General features: G+C 71.4%; 10 protein-coding genes. 6 read left to right on the forward strand and 4 right to left on the reverse strand.

Features of this window, described 5'->3' with window-relative positions; translation table 11 throughout:
- Positions 1 to 138: 138 nt before the first annotated feature.
- Complete coding sequence (locus BLW84_RS28945) at positions 139 to 963, reverse strand: LLM class F420-dependent oxidoreductase (RefSeq protein ID WP_093271535.1); 825 nt, start codon at positions 961 to 963, stop codon at positions 139 to 141.
- Between the two features lie 321 nt (positions 964 to 1,284).
- On the opposite strand from BLW84_RS28945, the gene BLW84_RS28950 reads away from it, so the two are divergent.
- The 3 genes from BLW84_RS28950 to BLW84_RS28960 all read left to right on the forward strand — a co-directional run bounded on the left by BLW84_RS28950 (position 1,285) and on the right by BLW84_RS28960 (position 3,645).
- Positions 1,285 to 1,827, forward strand: a complete 543-nt coding sequence (locus BLW84_RS28950) for a SigE family RNA polymerase sigma factor (protein WP_245761450.1) — start codon at positions 1,285 to 1,287, stop codon at positions 1,825 to 1,827.
- The gene (locus BLW84_RS28955) at positions 1,824 to 2,852 is read left to right on the forward strand and encodes a hypothetical protein (RefSeq protein ID WP_093271543.1); all 1,029 of its coding nucleotides are present in this window, start codon (positions 1,824 to 1,826) and stop codon (positions 2,850 to 2,852) included. Before BLW84_RS28950 ends, BLW84_RS28955 begins: the two co-directional genes overlap by 4 nt.
- Before the next feature lie 115 nt (positions 2,853 to 2,967).
- Positions 2,968 to 3,645 carry a hypothetical protein gene (locus BLW84_RS28960; RefSeq protein ID WP_245761451.1) on the forward strand — a complete coding sequence of 226 codons (678 nt, stop codon included), beginning with the start codon at positions 2,968 to 2,970 and terminating at the stop codon, positions 3,643 to 3,645.
- Between the two features lie 131 nt (positions 3,646 to 3,776).
- Here BLW84_RS28960 and BLW84_RS28965 read toward each other — a convergent pair whose 3' ends face one another.
- Positions 3,777 to 5,030 (reverse strand): hypothetical protein, encoded by a 1,254-nt coding sequence (locus tag BLW84_RS28965; protein ID WP_093271549.1) that lies wholly within the window; start codon positions 5,028 to 5,030, stop codon positions 3,777 to 3,779.
- A 411-nt stretch (positions 5,031 to 5,441) separates the two neighbouring features.
- On the opposite strand from BLW84_RS28965, the gene BLW84_RS28970 reads away from it, so the two are divergent.
- Both BLW84_RS28970 and BLW84_RS28975 read left to right on the forward strand, forming a co-directional pair.
- A complete protein-coding gene (locus BLW84_RS28970) occupies positions 5,442 to 5,918 on the forward strand; it encodes a DUF3145 domain-containing protein (RefSeq protein WP_165968583.1) in 477 nt (158 codons plus the stop codon).
- A gap of 63 nt (positions 5,919 to 5,981) precedes the next feature.
- Positions 5,982 to 6,554, forward strand: coding sequence for a hypothetical protein (locus BLW84_RS28975; protein ID WP_093271555.1), 573 nt, complete (start codon positions 5,982 to 5,984; stop codon positions 6,552 to 6,554).
- Positions 6,555 to 6,570: 16 nt separating this feature from the next.
- On the opposite strand, the gene BLW84_RS28980 is transcribed toward BLW84_RS28975, so the two are convergent.
- Complete coding sequence (locus BLW84_RS28980) at positions 6,571 to 7,512, reverse strand: AraC family transcriptional regulator (protein ID WP_093271557.1); 942 nt, start codon at positions 7,510 to 7,512, stop codon at positions 6,571 to 6,573.
- Between the two features lie 80 nt (positions 7,513 to 7,592).
- On the opposite strand from BLW84_RS28980, the gene BLW84_RS28985 reads away from it, so the two are divergent.
- The gene (locus tag BLW84_RS28985) at positions 7,593 to 8,423 is read left to right on the forward strand and encodes a Rossmann-fold NAD(P)-binding domain-containing protein (RefSeq protein WP_093271560.1); all 831 of its coding nucleotides are present in this window, start codon (positions 7,593 to 7,595) and stop codon (positions 8,421 to 8,423) included.
- A 63-nt stretch (positions 8,424 to 8,486) separates the two neighbouring features.
- Here the strand turns inward: BLW84_RS28985 and BLW84_RS28990 are convergent.
- A partial coding sequence (locus BLW84_RS28990) for an acyl-CoA carboxylase subunit beta (protein ID WP_425441768.1) occupies positions 8,487 to 9,950 on the reverse strand: 1,464 nt, incomplete at its 5' end.

Consider the following 9,950-nt stretch of genomic DNA (forward strand, 5'->3'; position numbering starts at 1 on the left):
CACAGCAGACACGAGGATCTGCGCGCATGTCCCGAATGTCCAGCCCGATGCATGGAAGTAACCAGGATGTAAGCCACGCCTGGTAATCGCGAGACGGGGAGCCGTGAACATTCCTGGACGGCCCGGCGGAATCGCCGATCAGCCGTGGCGTTCGGCGATTTCGGCCAATGCGTCGAGCCGGCGCAGCGATTCGTCGCGCTGGCGGGTCGGCAGCAGGAACAACGCGCGGTCCACGTCGGCCGCCGCGTAGGACTCCAGGACCGCCGGATCGCGCGGTGCCGCGAAGACCGAGACCGGCACCCGCCAACCCGCCCGGTCGCGCACCTTCGGCACCAGGTCGCCGAGGTTCTCGGTGCCGCCGCGCGGCAACCAGCCGCCGCCGTACTCGGCGACCCGCGCCATGGCCCGCTCGCCCTCCCCGCCGACGTAGATCGGCGGATGCGGCTGCTGCACCGGCTTCGGCCACGCGTAGATCGGGTCGAAGTCGACGTGCTCGCCGTGGAACTCGGCCGCCTCCTTCGTCCAGATCTCCCGCATCGCCCGGATCCGCTCGTCCATCAGCGCGCCGCGGGTCGCCGGATCGGTGCCGTGGTTGCGCATCTCCTCCAGGTTCCAGCCCGCCCCGATGCCGAAGATGAAGCGTCCGCCGGACACCAGGTCGAGGCTGGCGACCTCCTTGGCGGTGGTGATCGGATCGCGCTCGATGATCAGCGAGATCCCGGTGGCCACCAGCAGGCGCTCGGTGACCGCCGCGATCGCGGTGAGCGAGACGAACGGATCCAGCGTGCGGTAGTACACGCGGGGCAGGTCGCCGCCGCCCGGATAGGGCGACTCCCGGCTCGCCGGGATGTGCGTGTGCTCGGGTGCGAACAGCGAGTCGAACCCGCGCTCCTCGACGGCCCTGCCCAGCTCCGCCGGGCCGATACCCTCATCGGTGATGAACGTGGTGATCCCGAACTTCATCAGCGCCTCCTAGAGCTGGGTCCGGCAGGGTCGCCCGGCCGACCGGCTTCGGCGCGGCACCACAGGCCTACCGCGCCGGTCGGCGACCGGCAAGAGCTGTCCAACGCCTGAACGGTGCTTACCCCGGTCGCGCCGGGCAGTAGTGCAGTGGGCTGACCGGGCATGATCCATCTGGCGGCAGGGCTGGCGGAAGCCGCCACGAGATCATCATCGGCGGACCCGCCGGTAAACTTCGCCGCCGTTGGGTGCAGCCGATTGATAACGAGTGGAACCCGGCCGCAACCATGGAGGGGGGCTTGGGCGTCGTGCAGATATGTGACGGTGTCGATCGCATTGCCCGTGACCGCCTGGCCGGGCGACGGGCTGGCGGCAATGGATGAACTGACGAGCAAGCTGACCGACCTCTACCAGGAGCATTATCGGCAACTGCTACGCATCGCGATGCTGCTGGTGGACGACCGCGCCACCGCGGAGGACATCGTGCAGGACGCCTACGTGCGGGTCTTCGACTCCCGCTCCAGGCTGCGCGATCCGGACAAGGCGCTGGCGTTCCTCCGGCAGGCGGTGCTCAACCGGGCCCGCTCGATGCTGCGGCGACGGCTGATCGCCAAGAAGTACCAGCCGAAGCTCGCCGTCGAGGACAGCCAGCCCGACGACACGGGCCGCGGGGTCGATCGCGCGGTGCTGGCTGCGGCGCTGGCCAAGCTGCCGCGCCGGCAGCGGGAGGCCGTGGTGCTGCGCTACTACGCCGATCTCAGCGAGGCTCGCACCGCGGAGGTCATGGGCTGCAGCCAGGGCGCGGTGAAGTCGTACTGCTCGCGTGGCGTCTCACGACTGTCGGATCTGCTGGGGGAGCGGGTGTGAAGGACGGGAACAGCACACGGGAAGTGGACCTGCTGCGGATGCAGCTGCACCAGCTGGTCGAAGACGTCGAGCCCAGACCCGACGCGCTGCCGCGGCTGCTGGCCGGCGTGCGCCGCCGGAGATCGCCGCGCCGCCCGCTGATCGTGCTGGTCGGCGCGGCGGCGGTCGCGGCGACCGCGTTCGTCGTGGCCATGTTCGCGCTTCCGGGCCAGCACGCCCCGGAACCGGTCAGCGTGCGGCCGGACAGCTACCTCGCGTCGCCGGAGCCCGGCGTGATCGCCGCCTTCGACGTGCTGTCGGGCCGGGAGGACCGGGAGGTCGCCCACGTCAACGGCGCCGAGCCCGGCGTCCTCGCCGCCGACAACGACCGGATCTACACCATGGCGTCCACAGTGGATGGACGTCGGGTCGTCGAGGTGAACCCGCAGGGCGGGCAGCGGGTGCTGCCCGGAGAGGCCGGCGACGGCCGGCTGCTGGCTGCTGGCGGCGGGCGCGTCGCCTACCTGGACGGGAACGCCGTGGTGGTTGTGCGCGGCGAGAACCGGCAGGCCATCGCGATCCCGCCCGGACTGCGGGTGCACGACCTGGCGCTGGCCGATGACGGTCGGCTCGCCGTCCTGGCCGGGGAACAGGACAGCAGCCGGGCCGCGGTGCTGCTGTTCGCGCCGGACGCGAACTCGCTGGCCGGGCACGTCGAGGCGGTGACGGACGCGCCGTGCGGGCCGGTGGCGATCGCCTGGTCCGGGCCCGACGTCGCGGCGCTGGAACCGGTGGACTGCGACGGCGGGCAGGCCCGGGTGGCCACCTTCGCGGCGGACACCGGGCGGAAGATCGGCGCCGGGGTGCCGTTCCGGACGCCGCGGCTGACCGCGGGCGAGGCGCGGCTGTCCGCGGATCCGCTGGGCCGCTTCCTGGTGTCCACCGGGAAGCAGGGGCAGTGGCTGGTGGACGGTTCGGTGATCCGCCCGATCCCGCCCGCCTGCTCCGGCGCCGGGGAGTGCGCGCCGGACCCCGGCACGTTCTGAATCCGATCACGCTCCGCAGTGCGGACACGCCCCTGATCTGATCAATGCCAGGCTTGATCATCGCAACGGTCGGACGATCGGCAGCGGCTTTCCGACGCCGAGGACAGGGGTGCACGTGCAGGCGCAACCACGGGAACTGCTGCGGCTGTACCGGGCCGCGCTGGACCGGCCGAGGTGGCAGCAGGTGCTCGCGTTCGCGGTGTCGCTGTGGACGCTGGCCTGGATCATCGGCCAGTTCGTCACGCCGGAGGAGGGCCCGACCGCGCTGGACGTGCTGGGCAGGCTCGCGGCGCGGCTCGGCCTCACCGGCGGCGAGTGGGCCGAGCGCATCACCGAAACCTGGCAGCGCAGCGGCGGCGGGTTCGCGCTGCTGGGCGGCCTGCTGTGGGCGGCGACGACCGAACGCGGCCAGCTGCCGGCGCTGCTCGGCTGGATCGCGGTGATGCTCGGCGCGGAACGGCTCGGCTACCAGCCGGCGGTCCTGCTGGCGGTGGGGACCATGGTGGGCTTCGTGCTCGTGCTGTGGCTGGCGGCGCTGACCAGCGACCGGTTCGTCGACCGGCGGACCACGCTGCTGCCGCGCGACGTGCTGCGCGCGGGCGTCACCGCAGCGGCGCTGTCGGCCGTCGTCCCGCTGTACGCGCCGGCGCTGTTCCTGGCCCGCCTGGGAAACCCGTACCTGACCAAGACCCCGAAGATCCTCTCCGCGGACCGGGCCCCGGCCCGCGGCGGCTGGTCCAGGATCCCGGAACAGGCCAAACCGGCCGAAGTCCGCGAACCGGAGCAGTCGTGACCGCGCCGCGTCCACCGCAAATTGGACCTTCGATTTCCATTGAACCGGACATACATCAAGTTGGGCACCCGCACCGCCACGCAGCACGAGGATGAAAAGACCTCAATGGAAATTGCGGAGCAACCGGTGGGTCAGGGTTGGGGCGTGAGGCGGAGGCCGCGTTCGGCCAAGGCTCGAAGGCCCGTGTCGTCCGGCGTGGAAGTCCGGCCCCGCCACACGGTTTGCACGATCCGCACCTGGTTGCCGTTCTGCTGCACGGCCTGCGCGGAGTTGTCGAACCCGTCGGGTCCGCCGGGCCAGCCCGAACCGTCGGCGATCAGGTCCGTGACGCCGCCGGTGCCCGCTGTGTCGGCGACTTCCCGCAGCTGGCGCGCAGACTGCTCGTCGGCGAGTTCGACGATGGCCACCGAGACCGCGGCAGGCCGCCCCGACACCTGGGTGTCGAACACCGCGCGGGTCAGGCCCCGGCACGGCCGCTGCTCGAACCAGCGCTGCACGTCGCCGAACGAGTGCCGGTCGCAGGAGGTGTCGCGAGCGGCCACCCGCTGGGTGAACTCGACTCCGTCGGCCCGCTGTACCGGCGGCGTCCGCGGCGGCGGGCTGGCGGCGGGCCGGCCGAGCGTCAACCACGTCCCGAGGACGCCGAAGACCAGCACCAGCGCCGCGGCCGCCGCGATCAGCTTGCCGCGCGGCGTGAATCGCCGCGCCGTCCCGCCGGCCGCGGGCCGGTCGGTGTACTTCGGGATCAGCATGGTGTCCGCAGTGGCCAGATCGGTGGCCCCGGACTCCGGGAAGCCCTCGTCGATCAGCTCGGCCGGGCCGATCTCGCAGCTCTCGTCGAGCACCCGCAACAACCGCTGGGCGGGTTCGACCGGGCAAGGCAGTTCGTAGGTGGCCAGCTCGCGGGCGGCGGCGAGTATCGAGGTCGTGTTCGGCGACACCACCCGCACCCCGCGGTGCAGGTCGGTGGTGGGCTGCGTGACCTGCCCGGCATACGGGCCGACCACCACGATCGCGGCCACCGGCAGCGGTTCCAGCCCGCGCGATTGCAGGCTGCGGGCCAGCGCGGCGGCCGATTCGAGCCCTTCGAGCCCGGGGTTGACCGCGCCTTCGGTGCGCACCAGCGGCCAGCCGTCGATCGTCCACGGGGTCTGCAACGGTGCGTCGACCTTCAGCGCGGGTTCGGGGAGGTCGACCCCGAGCACCACGACCACCCCGCGCGGCAGCACGATCACCGCGTCCAGCGGCCGGGGGCTGCCGGGCGGGCGGCAGCCGAACACGGCGACCCCGCCGAGCACCGAGCATCCGGCGCCCCACGCGGAAATGGCCGCCCGGATGTCGGCGCCGACCTGGGCCGGTTCCGCACCGAGCCGCACCAGTCGCATGACGACCTCCAAGATCCGGTGGGGACCGCACATTCGAACTGAGACGTTAGTCGGGGCGTCCGAGTATTGTCCTAGGGTTTCGACTTTCGTCCGATCGAGTGGTGTCCGCCACTCGTCCGCCGCCATCGCGTTGGTGCATTCGAGCTAGCACCGGAACCCGGGACAACGCCCCGGATCTGCGATTTCCGCTATTCGGGGCAGTCGCCGCCGGGCCGGTCCGGCTTCGCCGTGCGCCCGCGCGCCCGCGGCGGATGCGGTCGTTCTGGTGGCGAACCGCTCCGCCCGCAATGCAGAATGGCGCCGCAGCTGGTGATCGCCAAGTACGCGAGGTCGTAGGGGAAGACGTCCCTCGTCGAACAGCGGAGGTCAGCAGTGAGCACCCGTGGCAGCGACCGTGGCCACACCATTGGTGTGGTCTACGTTCACTCGTCGCCGTCTGCGGTCTGCCCGCACGTCGAGTGGGCGATCTCTGGCGCACTCGGCATTCGGACAGAACTCCGCTGGACGGCACAACCGGCAGCACCAGGGCAACTCCGCGCGGAGTGCAACTGGTCGGGCGAGCCGGGCACCGGCGCACGCTTGGTCACAGCGCTGCGTGCGTGGCCGATGCTGCGCTTCGAAGTCACCGAAGACCCCAGTCCCGGGGTGGACGGGCAGCGGTTCTGCCATGCGCCCGGCCTGGGCCTGTGGCGCGCCTGCACCAGCGCCAACGGCGACATCATGGTCAGCGAGGACCAGCTGCGGACGCTCGCGGCCAACGCCAAGGGCCCGGAGGCCTTCGGTCACCGCGTGGACCAGCTGCTCGGCGCTGCCTGGGACGACGCTCTCGAACCGTTCCGCCGAGCCGGCGACGGTGCCCCGGTGACCTGGCTGCACCGGGTGGGCTGACTCTCTCGGGTCTTTCTCCGGGAACCTCTGATCGCCTCGATGGTGGTGTGAAAGGCTTGGGGCGTGCGTTCCTGGCTGAAATGGGGTATTCCGCTGGCGATCGTCGTGCTGTTGGGCGCGGCCGGCGGTGGAGTGCTGCTGTCGCAGTACGTCTATCGCGATACGGCTTTAGCCCAGCGCGCCGACGTCACGCCGGAGCCGGGCGGCGGGGGCAGGTCGCCGTGGGGCATCGTCTACACCGCCGGCGCCGCGGCACATCCCGACCTGGCGGCCGTGCAGGCCCTGTTGGACAACCACTTCCGCTCCATCAACGAGAAGAACTACGACCTGTGGAAGTCCACAGTGGTCCGTTCGAAGTGGCTGGAGCTGCCGAAGGACAAGTGGACGACCAGCTACGACACCGCCCGCGACTTCGAACTGACGGTGCACCGGATCGATCCGGGGCCGGACGGTGCGCTGCTGGTGATGCTGACCTTCCGGAGCAACCAGGCGATAGAGGACGCGCCGGCGCAGGCCAAGTCGACGTGCGTGACCTGGAACGTGGTCTACCCGCTGGTGCTGGACGAAACGGGCCAGGGACTGCGGCTCGACACCAGCAAGCTGCCGAACAGCGCGCTGTTCAAGCCCTGCGAATGATGACCTCGTCCCGCGATCACACCCCGGATTCGACGCGGCGGTGTTCCTGCGGGCTGACGTCGAACTGCCGCTTGAAAGCGTTGCTGAGCGCGAAAGCGCTGCCGTAGCCGACCTGGTGGGCGACCGAGGCGATCGTCGCGTCGGACTCCCGCAGCAGGTCGGCCGCCATCGCGAGCCGCCAGCCGGTCAGGTACTTCATCGGCGGCTCGCCGACCAGCTCGGTGAACCGGCGGGCCAACCCCGCCCGCGACACGCCGGACCGCGTGGCCAGCGATTCCACCGTCCACGGGAACGCCGGGTCGTGGTGCAGCAGTTGCAGGGCGCGGCCGACGACCGGGTCGCGGTGCGCCTGGTACCAGGCCGGGGCTCGTGCGTCGGGGCTCGCGAACCACGCCCGCAGGCTCGCGATGAGCAGCAGGTCGAGCAGTCGGTCCAGCACCGCTTCCTGGCCCGGCGAATCCTTGCCGATCTCCGCGGCCAGCAGCTCCACGAGCGGAGAATCCAGCGAGTCCCGCCGGGTCACGACCAGCGCGGGCAGCGCGGCGAGCAGGCGGCTGCTGATCTCTCCGGTGACCTGGTAGGTGCCGATCAGCATGTTCATCGACGCGTCCAGGTCCGTGCCCCAGGTGCGCACGCCGACGTCGGTGAGTTCTCGCAGCGGCTCGCCGGACGGTGCGCTGCAGCCCTGCCCGGGGTGCACGACCACCTGCCACGGGGTGCCCGGGTCGTCGGCGACGGTGTAGGCGTCCGGGCCCCTGGCGATCACGATGTCGCCGGGTTCGAGCCGCACCGGATCGCCGGCATCCGGCACTGCCCAGGCCGATCCGCGAACCAGGGCCATCAGGGTCAGCGGTGCCCGGTCCTGGATTCGCAGCGACCACGGCGGATCCAGGACCGCCCGGAGCAGGAAAGCCCCGCGAGCTCTCGGGCCGTCCAGCAGGTTCACGAGCGCGTCCACGAGATGATCTTAGACGCTCGATTATGGAATCGAGCCAATGAACTATGGGAAGTCTCGGATTTTGCGACTTGGCTAGAGCCATGACGAACAACACGCAGAAAACAGCACTCGTCCTCGGCGGCACCGGCCGGACCGGCCGCCGCGTAGCCGCGGGGCTCGCGGCCAAGGGCATCCCGGTGCGCATCGGGTCGCGTTCGGCGACGCCGCGGTTCGACTGGGAGGACCGCGGTACCTGGGAACCGGTGCTGCGCGACGTCGGATCGGCCTACGTGAGCTACCAGCCGGACCTGGCGATTCCAGAGGCCGCCGAGGCGGTCGGCTCGTTCGCCGAGCTGGCGGTACGCAACGGCGTTCGGCGCTTGGTGCTGCTGTCCGGCCGCGGGGAAATCGGCTCGCAGCGCGCCGAGCAAGCGGTGCAGGCATCCGGTGCGGAGTGGACGGTGGTGCGCGCGAGCTGGTTCCACCAGAACTTCAGCGAGGACTTCCTGGTGGAGTCTGTGCGGGCCGGCGAGGTAGTCCTGCCGGTCGACGAGGTGGCCGAACCGTTCGTCGACGCCGAGGACATCGCGGAGGTCGCGGTCGCGGCGCTGACCGAGGACGGCCACGCCGGTGAGGTGTACGAGGTGACCGGCCCGCGGCTGCTCACCTTCGCCGAAGCGGTCGGCGAGATCGCCGCGGCGACCGGCCGGGACGTCGAGTACCTGCCGGTGACGGTCGAGCAGTTCTCCGCGGGGATGGCCGAGCAGGGCGTCCCCGCCGAGGTCGTGGCGATGCTGGGCCACCTGTTCACCGAGGTGCTCGACGGTCGCAACGCCCACCTCGCCGACGGCGTCCGGCGGGCGCTGGGGCGCGAGCCCCGCGACTTCCGGGACTACGCGAAGCGGACCGCTCCCACCGGGGTGTGGTCGTAAGCCCACAGCGGACGAAAGCGGGCCACCTCGCAGAGGTGGCCCGCTTTCGTCGAATTCAGCAGGTCACAGTGGGATGTTGCCGTGCGCGCCGCGGCCGGCCGGGGCTGCGGCGAGCGCCTCGGCGATGCGGCGGCGGGTGGTCTTGGGGTCGATGACCTCGTCGACCACGCCGATCGACATCGCCCGGCCGACGCCGCCGGCCACGCGCTCGTGCTCCTCGATGAGCTTGTCCTGCAGGGCCTCGCGCTCCTCCTCGGGCGCGGCGGCGAGCGCCTTGCGGTGCAGGACGCCGACCGCGGCCTTGGCGCCCATCACCGCGACCTCGGCCTCCGGCCAGGCGAACACGGTGGTCGCGCCCAGCGCGCGGGAGTTCATCGCGATGTACGCGCCGCCGTAGGACTTGCGGGTCACCAGCGTCACCCGCGGCACCACGGCCTCGCCGAAGGCGTGCAGCAGCTTCGCGCCGCGGCGCACCACGCCGCCCCACTCCTGGCCGACGCCGGGCAGGTAGCCCGGCACGTCGACGAGCACCAGCAACGGCACGCCGAAGGAGTCGCACATCCGCACGAACCGGGCGGCCTTCTCCGCCGACAGCGAGTCCAGGCAGCCGCCCTTGCGCAGCGGGTTGTTAGCGATCACGCCGATGCTGCGGCCGCCGAGGCGGCCCAGGCCGACCACGACGTTCGGGGCCCACTTGGCCTGCAGTTCCTCGAAGTCCGCAGAAATATTGCCGGCCCCGTCGTCCTTTTTGTCCAGGATGCCGCGGATCACCGGCTTGACGTCGTAGGCACGCTGCGGGCGGTCCGGCAGCAACGCGCGCAGGTCCTCGTCGTCCTGCACGGAGTGCAGGTCGAACAGGCCCGGCTTGGCGAACAGCCCGGTCAGCCGGCGCGCTCGCACGAACGCGTCGGCCTCGTCCGCGGCGGTCACGTGCACCACGCCGGACTTGGCGCCGTGCGCGGAGATCCCGCCGAGCCCCTCCTGGTCGATCTGCTCGCCGGTGACGCTGCGGACCACGTCCGGGCCGGTGACGAACACGCGCCCGGCGGGGGACATGATGACCACGTCGGTCAGCGCCGGGCCGTAGGCGGCGCCGCCGGCCGCCGGGCCGACGACGACGGAGATCTGCGGGACGCGGCCGGACGCGCGGATCATCGCCGCGAACATCTGGCCCATGCCGTCCAGGGATTCCACGCCTTCCGGGATGCGGGCGCCGCCGGAGTGCCACACGCCGACCACCGGGCAGCGCTCGCGCACCGCCATGTCGATGGCGTCCACGATGTGCCCGCAGCCCTCGGAGCCGAGCGCACCGCCCATCTTGGTGGCGTCGCTGCAGTAGACGATCACCTTCGTGCCGTCGATGCGGCCGCGCACCGCGTACATCCCGCTGTTGTCGCGGGGGTGCAGTGGTTCGATCGACTCCGGGTCGAGCAGCTGCTCCAGCCGCACGTCGGGATCGCGCGGATCCCGTTGCGCCTGCTCGGTTTCCGGCCGGGTGGCCACTGCGGTCATCGGATCCTCCGGAAG

Source organism: Saccharopolyspora shandongensis (genome assembly GCF_900106995.1).
In the GTDB taxonomy this organism is placed as follows: Bacteria; Actinomycetota; Actinomycetes; order Mycobacteriales; family Pseudonocardiaceae; genus Saccharopolyspora; species Saccharopolyspora shandongensis.

Coding starts and splice junctions, on each gene's coding strand:
- BLW84_RS28965 (WP_093271549.1), bottom strand. CDS start 5,030: ATGCGACTGGTGCGGCTCGGTGCGGAACCGGCCCAGGTCGGCGCCGAC.
- BLW84_RS28985 (WP_093271560.1), top strand. CDS start 7,593: ATGACGAACAACACGCAGAAAACAGCACTCGTCCTCGGCGGCACCGGC.
- BLW84_RS28945 (WP_093271535.1), bottom strand. CDS start 963: ATGAAGTTCGGGATCACCACGTTCATCACCGATGAGGGTATCGGCCCG.